The sequence below is a fragment of the Pseudomonas fluorescens genome, from assembly GCF_000968015.1.
Lineage (GTDB): Bacteria > Pseudomonadota > Gammaproteobacteria > Pseudomonadales > Pseudomonadaceae > Aquipseudomonas > Aquipseudomonas fluorescens_W.
In genome coordinates, this window is the sequence record NZ_LACH01000076.1 from 22,199 (window position 1) to 39,943 (window position 17,745).

17 protein-coding genes are annotated in these 17,745 nt (G+C 57.7%); 3 read left to right on the forward strand and 14 right to left on the reverse strand.

The window, feature by feature from the left end:
- Window positions 1-79: 79 nt before the first annotated feature.
- From VD17_RS28675 to VD17_RS28720, 9 genes are all read right to left on the reverse strand, one after another.
- Window positions 80-820, reverse strand: coding sequence for a transporter substrate-binding domain-containing protein (locus VD17_RS28675; RefSeq protein WP_046056774.1), 741 nt, complete (start codon window positions 818-820; stop codon window positions 80-82).
- A complete protein-coding gene (locus tag VD17_RS28680; RefSeq protein ID WP_046056775.1) occupies window positions 820-2,142 on the reverse strand; it encodes an MFS transporter in 1,323 nt (440 codons plus the stop codon). The genes VD17_RS28675 and VD17_RS28680 overlap by 1 nt, the downstream gene beginning before the upstream one ends.
- Before the next feature lie 113 nt (window positions 2,143-2,255).
- On the reverse strand, window positions 2,256-3,308 hold the full coding sequence (locus VD17_RS28685; protein WP_046056776.1) for a lactonase family protein: 1,053 nt from the start codon (window positions 3,306-3,308) through the stop codon (window positions 2,256-2,258).
- Between the two features lie 254 nt (window positions 3,309-3,562).
- A complete protein-coding gene (gene acnA, locus VD17_RS28690; protein WP_046056777.1) occupies window positions 3,563-6,241 on the reverse strand; it encodes an aconitate hydratase AcnA in 2,679 nt (892 codons plus the stop codon).
- A 774-nt stretch (window positions 6,242-7,015) separates the two neighbouring features.
- Complete coding sequence (locus tag VD17_RS28700) at window positions 7,016-7,906, reverse strand: LysR family transcriptional regulator (RefSeq protein ID WP_046056779.1); 891 nt, start codon at window positions 7,904-7,906, stop codon at window positions 7,016-7,018.
- 77 nt (window positions 7,907-7,983) lie between these two features.
- The gene (locus VD17_RS28705; protein ID WP_046056780.1) at window positions 7,984-8,679 is read right to left on the reverse strand and encodes a phosphoribosyltransferase; all 696 of its coding nucleotides are present in this window, start codon (window positions 8,677-8,679) and stop codon (window positions 7,984-7,986) included.
- A 194-nt stretch (window positions 8,680-8,873) separates the two neighbouring features.
- Window positions 8,874-9,521, reverse strand: a complete 648-nt coding sequence (locus VD17_RS28710; protein ID WP_046056781.1) for a hypothetical protein — start codon at window positions 9,519-9,521, stop codon at window positions 8,874-8,876.
- Between the two features lie 629 nt (window positions 9,522-10,150).
- Entirely contained in the window at window positions 10,151-10,594 is a 444-nt protein-coding gene (gene arsN2, locus VD17_RS28715; protein WP_046056833.1) for an arsenic resistance N-acetyltransferase ArsN2, read from the reverse strand.
- Between the two features lie 26 nt (window positions 10,595-10,620).
- Window positions 10,621-11,970: an MATE family efflux transporter gene (locus VD17_RS28720; RefSeq protein ID WP_046056782.1), complete on the reverse strand. Its 1,350-nt coding sequence runs from the start codon at window positions 11,968-11,970 to the stop codon at window positions 10,621-10,623.
- 441 nt (window positions 11,971-12,411) lie between these two features.
- Here VD17_RS28720 and VD17_RS28725 point away from each other — a divergent pair, with 441 nt between their 5' ends.
- Complete coding sequence (locus VD17_RS28725; protein ID WP_046056783.1) at window positions 12,412-12,684, forward strand: hypothetical protein; 273 nt, start codon at window positions 12,412-12,414, stop codon at window positions 12,682-12,684.
- A 144-nt stretch (window positions 12,685-12,828) separates the two neighbouring features.
- On the opposite strand, the gene VD17_RS28730 is transcribed toward VD17_RS28725, so the two are convergent.
- On the reverse strand, window positions 12,829-13,683 hold the full coding sequence (locus VD17_RS28730; RefSeq protein ID WP_046056784.1) for a LysR substrate-binding domain-containing protein: 855 nt from the start codon (window positions 13,681-13,683) through the stop codon (window positions 12,829-12,831).
- Window positions 13,684-13,789: 106 nt separating this feature from the next.
- Between VD17_RS28730 and VD17_RS28735 the strand changes: the two genes are divergently transcribed.
- On the forward strand, window positions 13,790-14,446 hold the full coding sequence (locus VD17_RS28735) for an FMN-dependent NADH-azoreductase (protein WP_046056785.1): 657 nt from the start codon (window positions 13,790-13,792) through the stop codon (window positions 14,444-14,446).
- Between the two features lie 26 nt (window positions 14,447-14,472).
- On the opposite strand, the gene VD17_RS28740 is transcribed toward VD17_RS28735, so the two are convergent.
- The gene (locus tag VD17_RS28740) at window positions 14,473-14,799 is read right to left on the reverse strand and encodes an AzlD domain-containing protein (RefSeq protein ID WP_046056786.1); all 327 of its coding nucleotides are present in this window, start codon (window positions 14,797-14,799) and stop codon (window positions 14,473-14,475) included.
- Window positions 14,796-15,536 carry an AzlC family ABC transporter permease gene (locus VD17_RS28745; protein ID WP_046056787.1) on the reverse strand — a complete coding sequence of 247 codons (741 nt, stop codon included), beginning with the start codon at window positions 15,534-15,536 and terminating at the stop codon, window positions 14,796-14,798. Before VD17_RS28745 ends, VD17_RS28740 begins: the two co-directional genes overlap by 4 nt.
- A 280-nt stretch (window positions 15,537-15,816) precedes the next feature.
- Here VD17_RS28745 and VD17_RS28750 point away from each other — a divergent pair, with 280 nt between their 5' ends.
- Entirely contained in the window at window positions 15,817-16,101 is a 285-nt protein-coding gene (locus VD17_RS28750; protein WP_259674607.1) for a hypothetical protein, read from the forward strand.
- 2 nt (window positions 16,102-16,103) lie between these two features.
- On the opposite strand, the gene VD17_RS28755 is transcribed toward VD17_RS28750, so the two are convergent.
- Both VD17_RS28755 and VD17_RS28760 read right to left on the reverse strand, forming a co-directional pair.
- Entirely contained in the window at window positions 16,104-16,448 is a 345-nt protein-coding gene (locus VD17_RS28755; RefSeq protein WP_046056788.1) for a cupin domain-containing protein, read from the reverse strand.
- Window positions 16,449-16,592: 144 nt separating this feature from the next.
- Window positions 16,593-17,669 (reverse strand): helix-turn-helix transcriptional regulator, encoded by a 1,077-nt coding sequence (locus VD17_RS28760; protein WP_046056789.1) that lies wholly within the window; start codon window positions 17,667-17,669, stop codon window positions 16,593-16,595.
- Window positions 17,670-17,745 lie beyond the last annotated feature (76 nt).

Below are 17,745 nucleotides of genomic sequence, written 5' to 3' on the forward strand. Positions count from 1 at the left end.
CCCCTCGCTTGAATAAACATCCGTTTTGGCGAGGATGACCTTAGGCTCTGTCCCTTGGGACAGAGTCAATATCAGCGAATCAAAAGATCGCAGCCTGCGGCGCCACCGTGACATCCGCCTGACCGCTGGCCTTCAGGGCTGCGTGCACAAACCCTTCGGCTTTTTTACGCTCCACAAATGCCCTCACATAAGCGGCACCTGCCTCTCGATCTCGAGGCACAGCCATCGCTTGGCGAATGGCTGTGAAGGCCCCTTCAAGCACGCGATAACGCGGGTCTGCATCGGCCACTTTCTGCAACGGTTGGCGTACGCCCGCCGCGGCATCCAGGTCCTTGTCGAAGAACAGGTCGACCGCAGCCGCGGAGGTTTCCGCCCGCGCCAGCTGCGCGTGTTTCAAGGTGCGCGCGAGGAACAGGTCATAAGCCGCGCCCTTGCCGACCGCCAGCCGCAACCCTGGCTGATCGAGATCTTCGACGGCCACAAAGGGCGAATCGGCCGCTACCAAATAGGTGCCTTCAATGATCACGTAGGGCGCACTGAACGCGATCTGTTGCTCGCGCACGGGCTCGATGGCAAGGAATGCGAGGTTCCAGGCCCCCTCCTCCAGCGCGGCAAACACTTTACCGGCGGCATCGAACGTCACCATGTCCAGACGCACGCCAAGCTCTTGCGCCAGTGCCTTGGCCAATGCGACGGAGACGCCTTGTGGCGATCCATCCTGGCCCTGCTGAGCCAGTACCGGATTGCCGAAATTGATCGCGGCGCGAAGGACGCCTTGCGGGGCGAGATCTTCAAGAACTGCGGGGGTGATAGCACTCATCATTTGCTCCAGGTAGCGGCGGGTACAGTTTCCGGGGCTTCTCTGTTGAGCACCCGCATGAACAGCGTCATCAAAAAGCCCACCAGCAACAGCGCACTGAGAAACAGCAAGCCATTGGCAGCGCTCTGGCTGTTGCCCTTGACCATGCCGATCAGCGAAGGCCCGACAAAGCCACCCAGGTTACCGATGGAGTTGATGACGGCGATGGACACCGCGGCCGTCGAGCGATTCAGGAACAGCGTCGGCAGTGCCCAGAACGGCGATTTGAAACTGTAGAGCCCGGACAGCGCAATGCAAATCATCGCCATCGCTGCAAACGGATTGGCCAGCACAGCCGCCCCTACCAGCCCCAGTGCAGCAATCAGCAACGGGATCGCCGAGTGCAGCTTGCGCTCGTTGCGCCGGTCAGAACTGCGCGACCAGATAATCATCGCCGCTGTTGCCACGATGTAAGGCAGCATGGCGATCAAGCCGATCTGGGTATGACTCAGCGACTCGGAGAAGCTCTTGATGATTTGCGGCATCCAGTAGCCGACGCCGAGGCTGCCGCACTGGTACACAAAGTAGATGAACGACAGGTACAGAACCTTGGGGTTGGTCATCGTCTTGTAGACGCTCAGGCTCTTGACGTTTTTACGGCTCTGACGGTCCCGCTCCAGCTCGGCCAGCAACCATTCCTTTTCTTCAGGCGTGAGCCATTTGGCCTGTTCGGGCTTGTCAGTCAGGAAGAAGAAACAGGCAATGCCCAGGATGACCGCCGGAATACCTTCCAGAAACAGCATCCAGCGCCAGCCGCTCCAGTTCATCCAGCCGACGTTGTCCATGATCCAGGTGCTCAGCGGCGCACCGATGATGTAACTCACCGGGATCGCTGCGGTGAACAGTGCGACGGTGGTCGCCAGCTCCTTGGAGCGAAACCAGAAGGTCAGGTAGACGATGATTCCGGGAAAGAAACCGGCCTCGGCCACGCCAAGGAAAAACCGCAGGATGTAAAGCTGATTGGCGGTCTGGGCGAACGCGGTCATGGCGGCGATGCAGCCCCAGGTCACGAGGATGCGGGCGATCCAGACCCTGGCGCCGAATTTGTTCAGCATGACGTTGCTGGGCACTTCAAACAGGAAATAGCCGATGAAGAAAATCCCCGAAATGAACCCGAAGGCCTCGCTGGACAGCGCGAGCTCCTTGTTCATTTGCAGCGCGGCATAGCCGATGTTGGCGCGGTCCAGATAAGACACGATGTACAGCAGAAACACGAAAGGAATGATGCGTAGCGTGACCTTGCGGACAATCGCGGTTTCGTCGAGCGTCTTATTGTTGTTCATGGCGACCTCACTGCAAACAGGTGTGCAACTAATGAAAGTCAGTTAATTCGTAACGCGATCCGTAGCAGCTGAAAATCACTTAACTGACTGGTATGTATAGTTTTAATAAATGCTCAGGCAGAAAAAACCATGCACACCGGGCTTCCGGTCGAAACCGAAAACCCTGTCTTGCTCAGCCCGCCCTTTTTCGGATCTACGGCCATGGAGATGATGGTGTCGCTGTCTTCGTTGAGCGCGAAGAGGAAACGTTCATTGGGGGTCAACGTAAAGAAGCGCGGCGTTTTGCCGTCAGTCGGCATGAACTCGACCGGGCTCAACAACCCTGTTTTCTGATCGATGGCAAACGCGGCCACGCTGTCATAACCCCGGTTGGAGGCGTAGACAAAACGCCCACTGCGATCGACCTCGATTTCAGAGGCGCGGCTGTTGCCGGTGAACGTCGACGGCAGCGATGTGACCACCTGCAGCGGTTTCAACGAGCCATCCTGCGGGTTGAATCGATAGGTCGTCACCGTCGAATCCAGCTCGTTGACGACATAGGCAAACGACGCAGTGGGATGCAGGGCCAGGTGCCGGGGGCCGGCCCCTTCTCGCGTGGTCACGAAAGGTTGATCGGCGGGTACGAGTTTGCCGTTGTCGAAATGGAAACTGAAAATCCGGTCCAGGCCTTTGTCCGGCACCAACACAAAACTGCCGGTGTGATCGAACGGGTTGAAATGCGGTTTTGAGAACGGTTGCTCGACCCGGTGCGGGCCCATCGGGCCTTCCAGTTTCAGCAGCTGATTGAGCGTACCGAGCGAGCCATCCTCGGCCACATTCATCACCGCCAGGGAACCGGCGATGTGGTTTGAAACCACCAGGAAACGTTCAGTCGGGTCCAGTGCCAGATGCACCGGGTTCTTGCCTTCACAGCTTTGCTGATTGATGAAGGTCAGTTTGCCGGTGGCCTTGTCGATACTGAAAGCGCTGACGTCACTCTTGTCACCGTGCACGGTGTACAGCCGGTCGCAGGCGCGGTTGAGCGCAAGGAACGATGGATTCACCAGGTCCTTGACCACCTGAACCAGGGTCAATGTGCCCTTCTCCTGATCCACTTCGTAGACGCTGATGCCCTCACCTCGGGCGTTTCGCTCCTTGGTCGTGCGCGATCCGACATAGGCGTACATAGGGGTTGTTCTCCGACTTACAGATGACTTTTTATTTGAAGCGTCAGCGTGAGCGAAGCTGACGGGCAACAGCGACGCCAGCATGGAAGCTCCGGCGATTGCGCCCATTTGTATAAGTAACGTGCGGCGTGTTGCGCCGGTGAACTTGTCAGGTACGGGGGTGCCCGCGTCTTTATCGTCGCCTTGCATAGTGGCTGTTCCTTATTATTGTTAAAAGCAAATACCAGGCCTCGGGATCAAGCCCGGCGGTCGAGTCAGTGGCGCGTTCGCTTCACCACTTTGCGGATCACAAAGGGCAGAACCCCGCCGTTGATGAGGTAGCGGATCTCCTGCAACGAGTCGATGCGCACGGCCAGCTCGACCTGTTGTGGTTCGCCACTGGCGCGGTAAATGACCAGGGTCACGGCGTTGTCGCCGACGTTCAGTTCATCCAGCCCGAGGAAATCGAAGTGCTCGTTGCCCTGCAAATCCAGGTCATCGACGGTGTGCCCCGGTTTGAACTGCAACGGAATGACGCCCATGCCGATCAGGTTGCTGCGGTGAATCCGCTCGATGCTGCGGGCCACCACGGCTTTCACGCCCAGCAGCGCCTGCGCCTTGGCGGCCCAGTCACGACTTGAACCGGCGCCGTAGTTGATACCGGCGAACATCACCATCGGCAGCTGTTGTTCGGCGTAGCTTTTGGCGGCCATAAACAACGGCAGGCACTCGCTGTGATCCGCGTTCCACGCCCAGGCGCCAAGCCCCGGCTGGTTGTCGCCCAGCAGCAGGTTTTTCACCGAAGGGTTGGTGAACGCGCCGCGCACCATGACTTCATGGTTACTGCGACGCGTCGAGTATTGGTTGAGATCCCGTGGATCCTCGCCGCGCTCCAACAACCATTGGCCGGCCAGGCTGTTGGCGGGAATAGCGCCTGCAGGAGAAATATGGTCGGTCGTGACGTTGTCACCCAACACCATCAACACCCGCGCGCCGTTGATGGCCTGGCTGGTTTTCGGCTCGGCCTGGATATCCGCCAGGTATTGAGGGCGGCGCAAGTACGTCGACTGCGGGCTCCACGGAAACTGCACGCTGCCCTCGGCGGACAAGGCTTGCCAGTGATGGGTGCCGTCCCAGACCGTGGCCAGACGCTGCTGAAAAAACGCCGGCTTCACCACCTCCATCACTTGAGTCGCGACATCAGCATCGGTCGGCATCAGATCGCGCAGGTACACCGGTTTTCCGTCGCGGGTGTGCCCCAACGGTTGTGCATCCAGGTTGATATCGATCGTCCCGGCGATGGCATACGCCACACACAACGCCGGAGATGCCAGGTAACCGGCTGGGACTTTGGGGTTTACCCGACCCTCGAAATTGCGATTACCGGACAACACCACGACGCCTTTGAGCCCTTGATCGGCGAACACTTCGACGTGCTCCTCAAGCGTCCCCGAGTTACCGATGCAGGTCATGCAGCCGAACCCGGCGAGGTCAAAACCCAGCGCCGAAAAGTCCTCGAGCAAGTCGGCCTCCTTCAGGTAATCCGCCACCACTTGTGAGCCTGGCGACAGCGACGTCTTTACCCAGGGCTTGCGCGTCAGCCCGAGCTTGCGGGCATTGCGGGCGAGCAGTCCGGCCTGAATCATCTGCGACGGATTGGCGGTGTTGGTGCAACTGGTGATGGCCGCCATGACCACCGCACCATGAGTGATTGGCTCGTGAAATGATGGCTCGAAAAAACGTTGCTCGGCAGGCCCGGCAATCAGGTTGGCACCGCCCATCACCTCATTACGAAACGATGCTGCCGCGTCGGACAGCTTCTGCCGCTGATGAGGCTGATGCGGGCCGGCGACGCTCGGTTCGATGCTCGCCAGATCCAGCTCGATCAGTTCATCGAAGTGCGGTTCTTGCAGGTCATCCCGGCGCCACAACGGCTGGGCGTTCATATAGCTGAGCACTTTCTCGCACAGTTCGGGCGAGCGCCCTGTCAACTCAAGGTACGACAAGGTTTCCTGGTCGAACGGGAAGAACACCACCGTCGCACCGTACTCGGGCGCCATGTTGGAGACTGTCCCGCGAGCCGCCCAACTCAGGGTGCAAAGACCCGGGCCGGTAAACTCGACGAACTTGCCCACCACCGAACGCTTGCGCAGGATTTCGGCCACGTGCAGCGACAGATCGGTGGCGGTGACACCGGGGCGCAGGCGGTTGGTCACCCGAATGCCGATCACGCTCGGAAAACTGATCGGCACCGGTTCGCCGACCATCGCCGCCTGCCCTTCCAGCCCGCCGACGCCCCAACCCAGCACACCTATCGCGTTGATCATCGGGGTATGGCTGTCCGTGGCAACCATGTCATCCGGGTGCAGCAGACGCTGGCCATCCTCGGTTCTGCTTTCCCAGACCACCTGCGCCAGCGCCTCCATGTTCATCTGATGGATGATGCCGGTGCCCGGCGGAATCACGCCGAAGTTGTCGAGACTCTTCTGTGCCCACTTGATAAACCGATAGCGCTCGCTATTACGGCGAAAGTCGATGTCCAGATTCTTTTCCACGGCATCGGCTTCGGCATAACGCTCGACAATCACCGAGTGGTCGATGGTCAGCACCGCCGGAATCAGCGGATTCATCGCGCTCGGATCACCCCCCAACTCCGCCACCACATCACGCATGCCGGCGAAATCCGCCAGCGCCGGCAAGCAAGTGGTGTCGTGGAACATCAGGCGATTGGGCTGAAACGGCACTTCGCAATCAGGCCCTTGGCCAACGGCGCGGGCGAGGACCGAGGGCAACGCCTCTGGTGAACAACGAGCGACGTTCTCCAGCAAAATGCGAATTGAATACGGAAGCTTCGCGACCTGGGCGGGCGAAAGCATCTTGTGCAGATCGACGTAAACGAATGACTCGCGGTCGATGACCAGATCAGAGAGAAGGTCGTGTGCAGGCTCGTTCATGCTCGTATCGCTCGGCTTTATTATCGTTGTCACGGGGGTCGGACTGGCCGAACTCCACCGCTGATAAGCCGATACTAGGAGCAGTCGAAGCAGATGAAAATTGATGGTTTACCACGGCAGCGTTCTCCATCGGAGAACGCTCGAAGGCGCAGTTCCTGTGGGAGCGAGCCTGCTCGCGATGGCAGCACAGTCAACATAAACGCCAACTGAACCACCGCTATCGCGAGCAAGCTCGCTCCCACCTTTTGCTCCCGGGTGTTCACCAGAACCGTGTTCACCACCGAACCCTGTGGGAGCGAGCTTGCTCGCGAAGACGGCAGCACAGTCAACATCAATGCCGGCTGAACCACCGCTTTCGCGAGCAAGCTCGCTCCCACATTTTGCCCTCGGCCGGTCACAAGGGCTGCGTTCACCACAACCCCCTGTGGGAGCGAGCTTGCTCGCGATGACGGCAGCACAGTCAACATCAATGGCAGTTGAACCACCGCTTTCGCGAGCAAGCTCGCTCCCACCTTTTGCTCCCGGGTGTTCACCAGAACCGTGTTCACCACCGAACCCTGTGGGAGCGAGCTTGCTCGCGATGACGGCCGCACAGTCAATATCAATGCCAGCTGAACCACCGCTATCGCGAGCAAGCTCGCTCCCACATTTTGCCCTCGGCCGGTCACAAGGGCTGCGTTCACCACAACCCCCTGTGGGAGCGAGCTTGCTCGCGATGACGGCAGCACAGTCAACATCAATACCAGCTGAACCACCGCTATCGGGGGATTTGTATTACTCCGACGGCAATTTCAGGTGATCGATCAGGGTCTTCAAAGTCGGGGATGCTGCATCGTATTTTTTGAAAGTCAGCAACAAGGACCTCTGCGCCCAGGGCTCATCGAGGGTCACCGCTTTCAACTTATGGCTGCGCAGGTACTGATTGATGACGCTGCGCGGAAGCACCGCCACGCCCAGACCGGACGACACCATCCGGCACATGCAATCGAAACTGCTGATGCGAATCCTCAATTTGAGGGCCATGCCCAGTTTTTCCGCTTCGCTGGTCAGCAACGTGTGCATCGAGCTTTCCAGGTGCGGCCCGACAAATTCATGCTCCAGCACCTCTTTAAAGCGAACCGATTTTCGCGACGCCAACGCATGATCGGCCGGCACGACAAGGGTCAGCTCGTCATTGCGATAAGGCAGCGTTTCCAGACCTTGAGCGGCGGTCTGTACGGCAATAATGCCCAGATCGGCACGGCCGTCCGCCACCGCGCGAATCACCGCAGAGCCAACCCGCTCCTCGATATCGAATTTGATCAGCGGATAGAGCGCGACAAAACCCGCCACGTCATCCGGCAGAAACTGCGACAGCGCCGAAGTAATCGCATGAATACGCACATGCCCCTTGATCCCGGTGGCGTAGTCACCCAATTCGTTGTCGAGCTGTTCGAGGGTCTGCTTCAACTGCCGCGCATAAAACAGCATCGACTGCCCGGCCGGTGTCAGCTCTACACCCCGAGCATTGCGAATCAACAGCGGTGCGCCGACCTGGGATTCCAGCTCGGTAATCCGCTTACTGATCGCCGACACCGCCAGGTGCTTGATCCGGGCCGCGCGGGTCAGGTTGCGCTCCTGCGCCACAGTGATGAAAAGATCCAGGCTCGTGAGGTCGTATCGCAATGGAAGAATCCTTGACTCGAGAACGCTGAGTGAAGCACGCCGGGCAACGCGTTATCCAGTGAGGGCTCTGAACTTTGTCACTGATCACCGATACGCTGCTGCGCGGAACTGGACTCTCGCTGCCACGCCCGCTGCAACAGCTTGATGACCTCGGCATCCGAGGTCTGGGTAAAGTCCATGTACCAACGGCTGATCGACATCATCCAGTCGGGAAGGATCGGGCATATCAGCTCATCCACCTCGCTGCGCAGCGCCTCCGCCGTCTCAATCGGCGCCACCGGCACGGCGACGACAATGCGTGACGGCGCGTGCACACGCACTGCGTGGATCGCCGCCATCATCGAGGCGCCTGTCGCCAGGCCGTCGTCGATCAGGATCACTACCTGATCCTTGAGTTGCACAGGCGCGCGCGTTCCCCGGTAAACCTGCTCGCGGCGTAGCAGCTCCCGGGTTTCCCGTGCGACGACGTCATCGAACGTGGCCGGGGCAATCGGGTGAACCCGCAGCGCCTGTTCATTGAGGATTTGGATGCCGCCGCTGGCGATGGCGCCCATGGCAAATTCTTGATGAGACGGAACACCCAGCTTGCGCACCAGCATCAGGTCCAGACGAACGTCCAGTGCCGCGGCCACTTCATAGGCGACCGGCACACCGCCACGGGGCAAGGCGAGGATGATGACATCGGGTCGATGCGCGTATTCGAGTAACGGCTCCACCAGGCGTCGACCGGCAGCGGCCCGGTCCTGCAGGAGGGTGGGCGATGAGGGACTCATTTGAAAACCTCCTCAGGCGATCACGCCTGTCGGTTTCGGCATCACACGGTCTCTCAGGATTGTCGGTCTGACGGTGGCTGACATCAAGCACATGCACGACGCACGTGCCTGTCCTTAAAATACAAAACGCCCGATGCGGTGCACCGGGCGTTAGGGTGAATCAGGTGTAAACCTGTTTCAGGACTAGGCAAGGCCTAACATGCGCTCGCTACTGTCCGTGGAGAAATAACGACGGAGTCTTGTAGTTTCAAACGCTGAGTCAACACCAGCATCGTCAGGAAACCCAGTGCAATCAGTACCGGATACGCCATCAACAGTTCGGAAAGGGAGTATTTCCAGGCCAACGGACGCCCGACGCCCAGCATGGCCGCATACATCCAGGACACAGCCGACAGCGAGCCGCAAAACAGCGCCAGCATCCGTGCGCTGAAGCCAAGTTTGAGCAAAGAACCGGCCTTTTGCAGCGCGGGCAATACCAGGCGATGCAACAAGATGCCGTTGTAACTCAGCAACACGACAATAATCACTTTGGCGTGAAGCTTTGGATTCATAAAGTAATCCATACCTTTTTCCAGGTAATCGATACCGATGATCGCGGCACCCGTCACCCACAACGCTATCAATGCAGCGATGACAGACTTCTGAAGACTTTCCATGTGAGCATTATCATGCTCAGTGAATGTCTTCCGTTTCAACAAGTCTCTAACCATCGCAATATCACTGGTCAATACCAAACCAATGGCCACACAACACGATACCAAATGAACGTAAATAACGCCCAACCGTAAAAATTCCATGCACTCTTTATTTTCGAGCAGGCTCATAATTGTATTTATCGCCACGGTACTTTCTCCACCTTATTCGATAGTACAGATCAATATTCAACAGGGCATTCAACTCTTCAAAACCCTGCGCGATCTTACTTTTATAAGATATGCCAACTCATAGACCTGGCACTGCTTAGCCCATTGATTCGCCTGGCAAATCAATGACCGGCTTATGTATTGCCTCCTGAATTCCGGGTAAAAAAACCCCCATTAGCATTCAATGCACATGAGGTTAATTTTCCACTTCTTTTCTGCGGCTGCAGGAGCAGGTCTTGGGTGACGTGCTGCAGGATCAGAGGCCGGGGATCCTGGAATGTTCATTTTTTGAGCAAACCACCGACAAACGGCGGTTATTGAGAACGCCGCAATCGCCGGTACTAACTCATCAACTTCCCTGTCAGCCCCATGACAACTGGGCTGGTGAATGACAGTGGGTTTCTAATAGCGCTCATTGGATCCATTAGTTGTTAGGTTACTTACGAAAAGTGCAAAAGCTAACTGCTTATATTTAGGACCTGCCCCCACTGAAACAGTCATACTTTTTGCCATTCCACTCGTCGAGGAGGGGATGGTAATATCGCCAGCGCCAATACGGGAGCCGAAGTTGTCGTTTTAAGATAAGTTGTTCGAGTAACTTCGCCGGTCTATGGAACCGGAGCACTTAACGTTTTTCTTAGATAACTCGCAGACGCCGGACATAAATGTTTGAACTGGGCTGTTTGGGTGATGACAACAGGCGCCGCCTGCCTGTCGAACTGTTCGTAACCATTGGCGGTAAAAAAACCGGCGGCACCTTGGGTCAACAAATGCAGTCGAAGTGCGCCTTGTGAGGCCGCACATTGTTCCAATGCAAACAACACGGCTTGGCCCAGCCCTTCTCCACGATGCGCTTCACACACCACCATTGAACGAAGCAACAGGTCGGGAGCCGAACCCTCCAGCCCTCCAAAAGCCACCCACTTCCCCGCCACTTCGAAACGGTAAAACTGCCGGCCTGGTTCGCTGACATCATCGCAGGGCAATGCAGCCTGACGCAGAGCATCACGGAGCTGATCAAGACCGTTATCGTCTACTTTAATCATCTGCATGTTCAGCACCGTTACCTCCTGCCCGCCTACACCAACCGCTCAATCTTCTGATGCTGCCAGACCATTTTGTAATACGCCGTCTGCAACACCAGCATCCCCAGATACGCTACCGGAAACGCCATCCACACACCCTGCAACCCAAAGTGCCCGTCCAGCACATACGCCACCGGCAACTGCACCCCGACCACACACACAATCGAAATCGCCATCGGCACCAGCACCGAACCACTGGCGCGCATGATGCCGCCGACAATCGCCTGGAAGCCGAACACCAACAGACTCCACAGCATGATGTGCAACAGATGCTCCGCCTTCGCCCGGGTGGAATCATCCGTGAGGAACAACCCCAGCAACCAGTGCGACAACAGATAACCCAGCACCACCAAGCCACCGGTCAGGCACACATTGATCAACAGCCCCGTGCGCAGAATCGGCCCCATGCGTTCAAGGCGCCCTGCCCCAATCGCCTGAGCGCCGAGGATCGACGCCGTGATCGCAATCGACAGCGCCGGGAACTGCACGTAATTGACGATCTGCGTCACCGCGCCATACGCCGCCGTCGCCTGCGAACCGTGCTGATTCACCAACGCCAGAATCACCAGCTCCGACACCGACAACACCACCATCTGCAACCCGGTCGGCAACCCAATGCGCAACACCTTGCCGAGGATCACCAGATCCAGCCGCATCGCCGCAAACATCTCCCGATCCGGCGCCAACGGATGCCCCTTGCGAATCAACCGCCACGCCAGCCACCCCATCGCCGACAAGTTACCCGCCAACCCCGCATACGCCGCACTCTGAATCCCCATCATCGGCAACCCGAACCAACCCCGAATCAACGCCGGCGTCAGCGCCAACCCGATACACGTCGACACCACCAACGCAATCAACGGCGACACCGTATCGCTCACCCCGCGCAGCAGTTGAGTGAACAGCACGTAGACCAGGAGCGACGGCATGATCCACATCATCACGAGGGCGTAAGACACGGCGTCGTCGATAACGTCAGCCGGTGTGCCCAAGCCTTCCAGCGCTGGCCTTGCGAACACGCTGCCGAGTACCGCTGCTGTCAGGCCGATCATTGCACCTAACAGCAACGTTGTGCCGGCGATGGTTTTCACCAGATGCGGCTCACGCGCGCCCCAGGCTTGACCGATGAGCACGCCCGCACCCGCGCCGAGGCCGATGACCAAGGCGATGAAGAAGAAGACGATGGGGAACATCCCGGACACGGCAGCCAGGGCTTGGGTGCCGAGCATTTGGCCGATGTAGATGCTGTTGATGGTGCCCGACATGGATTGGAGGAAATTGGAGAGGACCATGGGGGCCAGGAAAAGGAGGTAGGTTTTCCAGAGGGGGGTGGGGGTTTGCATTGGGTGGAAGTCCAGCTCGGCTGCGGGGTTGGGATTCTAGAGGATAACGTTAGCGGTGATGAACGAACGTAAATGAATGTATCTGAGTTGATTTCCACCAATTGAGCAACGTTGATTATTGGTCCTAGGACGGCATAAAAATTCCTACACAAACCTCGGAATCCCTCACCTTTCCCGCCGTTCTGATGAAGCCTATAGTCCATCTCGTCGCCCGAAATAGCGATTCGGGTTTGGTGAGCCGAGATACGAATGCGAGGGCCGCCTGCTCATTTGCAGACGTCGTCGCAACTGCAAAACCGCTGTACTATGGCGGTTGCGCGCGGGAGACCTTCGGGTCTGCCGGTTACTCGTTCCCGGTTCGCCAACCTGCGCGCAACTGCCACCCTATTCGTTTGGCGACGATCTGTTGGCGGTCTCATCTAACTGAACGAGATCTCACCTATGGAAAGATACATGCCCCTCACCGGAATCGACCTGATCCCGGCCTCCCTGCTCATCGACACCCAAGCCCCTCTCGACGTCTTGCAAGCCATGGCCGATTACCGCATCCGCACGGTCACGCAGGTGCTGGAAAACATCGCCTACCGTGCCGAACTCGGTTGCGACACGGTGGTGTTGAAAGACTTTTCTCAGCTGTTGGTCATTCCATTACGCGACGGCTGTGACTTGATGGACGTGATTGGTCGGCGCTTGCGAGCGCAGGTGAAGGAATAGGTAAAAACGGGCGCCTCAATGGGCGCCCGTTTTTTTGTGTCCATGATCGAAGTGGTTCACCAACATCCAACAGACGGCTGACCTTCCCTCAGGAAAACAAAGACCGCGTACCCGAGACGTCCAAGCAAACCCTTGAAATGACAATCAAGCCCTCCGCTTCGAGCAGTACTCCAAAATAACCTGAGTAACCGCAGCCACAATCCCCCGATCCGCATCAGGCGATGTAAACAGTCGACATTGCGCATCCGGCAAATCCGGCAACCCATGTTCTACACCAACAACCGCCAATCCTTGCCCCAACTGACTGAGTGGCATGGGCGCTACCGCGAAGCCTGCCAGGGCCGCCGCCCGCAACCCGGCAGTGCTGCTGCACAACATCGCCGTGCGTTGGGCGATTCCCGCCTGGGCCAGCCTCGTCAGCGCGGCCTCGCGATAAGGGCACGGTTCGGGGAACAGGGCCAGCGGCAACGGCGTGGGTAACCGGGCGACGGGTTGCGCCGACCAGGCCCACACCAGCGGTTCTTGCCATAGCAACAGCCCCGCTTCGCTGGTTTCGCACAGCGAACCGATGACCACTTCCAGATGCCCCTGCTTCATCAGCGCCAGTAACGTACCCGGAATGTTCACCTGCACTTCGATCTCCATGCCGGGGTACTGCGCTGCGAAATCCTGAACAGTGCGCAGTAATCGAGACTCGACAAAATCTTCCGACACCCCGATACGCAATCGCCCGTGAAACGGCGTGCGTGTCAGGTCTGTCCAGGCATCACGGTTGAGCGCGAGGATCGTGCGCGCATAAGAGACCAGACGCTCGCCATCGGCCGTCAGTTGCTGGGAACGGGTGGTGCGCGTCAACAGGGGTTTACCAATCTGTTCTTCCAATCGCCGCACGTGGCCACTGACCGCCGACTGAGTCAGGTGCAGCTTCTGGGCGGCACGGCTGAAGCCGTCTTCATCGACGACGGTGACAAATGTCTTGAGCAGCAGAGCGTCGAACATAGTTTTATACGTGATCAATCGAGTAGGAATTTACGATTTATATTTCAAATGCAACTATGTTGCAATGCTCCCACCTGCCCTGCTCCTCCTTCATTCAAGGTGTGCCATGACGACTCTTCTTCATATTCAGTGTTCTCCACGCAAGCAGCGTTCGGCTTCTCTTGAAGTCGCCCGCAGCTTCATCGCGCGTTATCAAGCAAACACCCCGGACACCGAAGTCATCACCCTCGACCTCTGGAACATGGCTCTGCCGGAATTCGATGAGCTGGCCATGGAGGCCAAATACGCCGGGCTCAATGGCACGCCGTTGACCACCGCCCAACAAGACGCGTGGAACACGTTAAAAGAGTTGGCCAGTTACCTACACCGCGCGGATGTACTGGTGATGTCCGTACCGCTGTGGAATTTCAGCATCCCGTACAAACTCAAGCACTTCATCGACTTGGTATCGCAGAAAGACATTCTGTTCAGCGTTGACCCGGAACGCGGTCTGGAAGGCATGCTGCACAACAAACTCGCTGTGGTGATGTACGCCCGCGGCCTGGATTTTTCGGCGCAGTCGATCACACCTGCGGAGCGCTTCGACTTCCAGAAGCCCTACGTGGAAGCCTGGCTGAAATTTATCGGCGTCACGGATGTGCATTCGGTGATTGTGGAGAAAACCATCCTGGGGGAAGACGTTGATCGGCGCGCGCGTGAGGACGCGACTCAGCAGGCCAGGCGCCTGGCAGACAGTTTGTCGCTGACGGCCCCCTGCTGTTGAGGCCGTCCCGGCTGCTCATTGATTCATTACACACCGAAACACTTGAATAGCCACAGCCCTCCCATACCGACCGCCAGCGTCAGGACCGTATTGCGAGTCTGCCAGGCGACCCACGCCGCAATAATGGCGGCGGGTATCTGGGGGTTGTTCAACACGAACTCACCCTGCCCGTTGGGGTACACCACGGCGGGCAGCACAAGGGCCGCCAGCACACTCGCCGGTACGTAAAGCAAGGCCCGACTCAGCACTGACGGGATGCGCAACCGGCCATACAGTTCGACAAAAGAAAGACGCATCGCGAACGTTCCCAAACCGGCCGCCAGGAACATCCCCCACAAGGCTAGATCACTCATGGTGTCTCCTTCTCGACATCATGGATCAGCGCATCGCTCAATGGCCGTTTGCGAACACTCTCGATCAACAGACCCGCCATGACCCCGCCGATGGAAGCAGTTATCAGCCCAAGGTTATAGGGCATATTGACCGCCAACACGGCGATCATCCCGCCGACCGAGGCGGCGGCCAGGCTCGCCGCGCTACGGATGCCGGGCACCAGAAGTGCCAGAAACGAAAGGGGGATGGCAAAGCTCAACGACCAGGTCTCGGGGATGCTTGCGCCCAGATAAATGCCCGCCAATACCGACAATTGCCACGACAGCCACATGGCAGAGGCGGTGCCGGCATAGTAGTGGTGTGCGAATTGACCCAGCTCGCCAGAGGAAAGCTTGAGACTGCACAGTGCGTAGGACTGGTCAGAAAGCATGTAGGACAGCGGCCACGTCCAGCGTCGGGGCAAGTGGTGCAGATGGGGGGCCAATGAGGCGCTGTACATGATGAAGCGCAAGTTGATGACCAAGGCAGTCACCACGATCGCCAGCGGCACAACGCCCGTATGGAGCAGTTGCAGTGCAACCATCTGAGCGGACCCAGAGTAGAACAGCAGCGTCATGCCCATGGTCGTGCCGGGCGACATGCCCATGTTGATCGCCATGACCCCCGTCAATAAACCGAAAGGAACGACACCGGGACTCAATGGAATGAGCGCCCGGACACCTTGCATGAACGCTTCCCTTCCTGATTGGTACGGCATGTCGTCTCCTTGTTTTTGTGTTCGCGGCGCGGGTTCGATTGGCCGTGGTCCGCAGCCCATCGTGCGGTAGAGTGTGGACCCGGAGCCCGATGGGCAGAACCGACTTTTTTTTCGAGAAAACAGGTAGTTTTTGTTATGGCTAAAAGCTCCCAGCCTGATCAGACCCTGCTCTCAATGCCGTCCTTCAAGGCCATGAGATCCTTCGTGGCCGCCGCCAAGTATCGGAACTCCAGCCGGGCCGCCGAGGCGTTGTGCGTCACCCGGGCGGCGGCGCCCCCCCTTGTTCAATGAAGTCGTCTATCCCGTGTGCACGCCTCGTTATCTGGAGGCTCATCCAGAACTGAAAACCCTGGAGGGCATTTGCAACAACGTACTGCTGGACCCGAACCCTTATGGACGTTCCCAACTGTCAGAACAGGTCGACTGGAATGTGTGGTTCGCTTTCCAGTCCCATGACCTACAGATCCCGGCCTCGGAAAACCCCTACTACTTCAGCAGCAACGCCTACAGCTTGCTCGTGCAAATGGCGCTGGACGATCAAGGTATCGCCTTGTTTTGGTCCTGAGCTTACTCTTGCCTGACAATATCGACCGAGATCTCCACCGCCGCAATCGTGCCTCTGTTTTCAAGCCAGTGAGTGGTGTTCCTGTCCTCGGGCCAGCCCACTCCCGGCCCATAATCCGTGGCGACGCCATTTCGATGGTCAGTGATCGTTCCTTGCAGAATGTAGACGGTGCCGGGTCTGTCTATATGGTTGTGAGTCGGCCCGAAGACGCCTCCAGGCTCGATGGTCACCCTGCGCATTCTAAGTTGGCGCCCTGCCATACCCTCGATCTCAGGCCCCAGGTCAATGGCTGCAAGTAACGTCACCGTAACGCCTTTCGTCTCAGGTGCCGCCTGTTCGTTGCTCATCGCGCGCTCCCCTCTGTATGTACAAGCCTGACTAGAAGTAGAGACGCTAAACGGTGTGATCAGTGGGGAGGCGACAAAGGGTTGATTGCCGCCCTTCGTGACAGGCTGTTATCGGCTGAGAGTCTGTAAAAACGCCGAGGGAGGTTAAATCGGGCCGGCCTTGTACATACCGACTGCCCGCTCCAGGACGCCCTGAACGTGATTTCTTAATTCGATGGGCGATAGGACTTCGATGTCGGCGGCATTGCTGAGCAAAAAAAGGCGCAGCCCCTGAGTGTCGAGCATCCGGCAGTTCAATATCCAGCTCCCGGCCTCGGCGACCAGGATCTGGTCGTGCGAGAGTGGATTTTCAGAAAGCCGGTTATGCAGGTTGTCACTCAGGCGCAAGCTGACATTTACGGGGACCGGTGAGTGGATTGTCATGAGGTGCTGCTGCGCATCGATCGAATTGATGTCGTAGCCTTCAGGGTCGGCGATTTCGCGTTTACCAGGTTCCACTTTTAAGATTCGATGAAGCATCAACGCACACAACTTGTTGGGGCCATTGCTGCTGTACTTCCCACGGGGTGCGTCCGGCTCTGGAGTTTGACCAAGAGGCCACTCCTCTTCCTGCACCAGTGCAGACAAATAGGTGTTTGAATCCTGGTGAGACAGGCCCAACGGTTTGAGTTGATAGACACACTGGATGTCACCCACATCCCGGGGCTGATACGTCACTTCCAGTGGCTGGTTTTCGAATATGGCCTCCTGGATTTTGGTCAGATGGGTTAAGTCGTACTCCCCGGGGATCAGGACCGTAAACCGAGTTCCGGTGGTTATTCGCTTTTCCCAATCCAGCTGTCGTTTTGAGTAGTCGTTCATGACACGAAGTGCATGACGCCGCAGTGGCGAAAGCTTTTGGGTATGTGTCTTGAGACCAAACCGATCCGCATGATCGAAAATGGTCGACAGTGTCATCGCCTCCGTTGGCGAGAGCGTCAAATTAAAATTGGCTCCGGTCGACGACCAATAGAGTAAGTGCTTGGCAGCACCTCGGCGTTGACATTTTATGTAGCCATCGGCCTCGAGCTTTAGAAGGTCGCGCTGTGTTGTTTTGAATGGATGATCAACGTTACCTAAGCAGGCACACATCGCTTCATGAACTTGAGACGTCGGCAAAGCAGTGCCATGCCGCTGTAAGATGTCACGCAGATAATCTCGACGCTCGTAAAAAGAGACCATGGTTACGTCCAGGACAAAAAGTGTCCTGAGTGTGTGGAATGATGCTCGGGCTGGCAAGGAAAACACCAACTTAACC

Bases quoted from the DNA above. Each gene is read 5' to 3' on its own strand.
- VD17_RS28675 (WP_046056774.1), bottom strand. From the start codon at position 820: ATGAGTGCTATCACCCCCGCAGTTCTTGAAGATCTCGCCCCGCAAGGC.
- VD17_RS28680 (WP_046056775.1), bottom strand. From the start codon at position 2,142: ATGAACAACAATAAGACGCTCGACGAAACCGCGATTGTCCGCAAGGTC.
- VD17_RS28685 (WP_046056776.1), bottom strand. From the start codon at position 3,308: ATGTACGCCTATGTCGGATCGCGCACGACCAAGGAGCGAAACGCCCGA.
- acnA (WP_046056777.1), bottom strand. From the start codon at position 6,241: ATGAACGAGCCTGCACACGACCTTCTCTCTGATCTGGTCATCGACCGC.
- VD17_RS28705 (WP_046056780.1), bottom strand. From the start codon at position 8,679: ATGAGTCCCTCATCGCCCACCCTCCTGCAGGACCGGGCCGCTGCCGGT.
- arsN2 (WP_046056833.1), bottom strand. From the start codon at position 10,594: ATGCAGATGATTAAAGTAGACGATAACGGTCTTGATCAGCTCCGTGAT.
- VD17_RS28720 (WP_046056782.1), bottom strand. From the start codon at position 11,970: ATGCAAACCCCCACCCCCCTCTGGAAAACCTACCTCCTTTTCCTGGCC.
- VD17_RS28725 (WP_046056783.1), top strand. From the start codon at position 12,412: ATGGAAAGATACATGCCCCTCACCGGAATCGACCTGATCCCGGCCTCC.
- VD17_RS28730 (WP_046056784.1), bottom strand. From the start codon at position 13,683: ATGTTCGACGCTCTGCTGCTCAAGACATTTGTCACCGTCGTCGATGAA.
- VD17_RS28735 (WP_046056785.1), top strand. From the start codon at position 13,790: ATGACGACTCTTCTTCATATTCAGTGTTCTCCACGCAAGCAGCGTTCG.
- VD17_RS28740 (WP_046056786.1), bottom strand. From the start codon at position 14,799: ATGAGTGATCTAGCCTTGTGGGGGATGTTCCTGGCGGCCGGTTTGGGA.
- VD17_RS28745 (WP_046056787.1), bottom strand. From the start codon at position 15,536: ATGCCGTACCAATCAGGAAGGGAAGCGTTCATGCAAGGTGTCCGGGCG.
- VD17_RS28755 (WP_046056788.1), bottom strand. From the start codon at position 16,448: ATGAGCAACGAACAGGCGGCACCTGAGACGAAAGGCGTTACGGTGACG.
- VD17_RS28760 (WP_046056789.1), bottom strand. From the start codon at position 17,669: ATGGTCTCTTTTTACGAGCGTCGAGATTATCTGCGTGACATCTTACAG.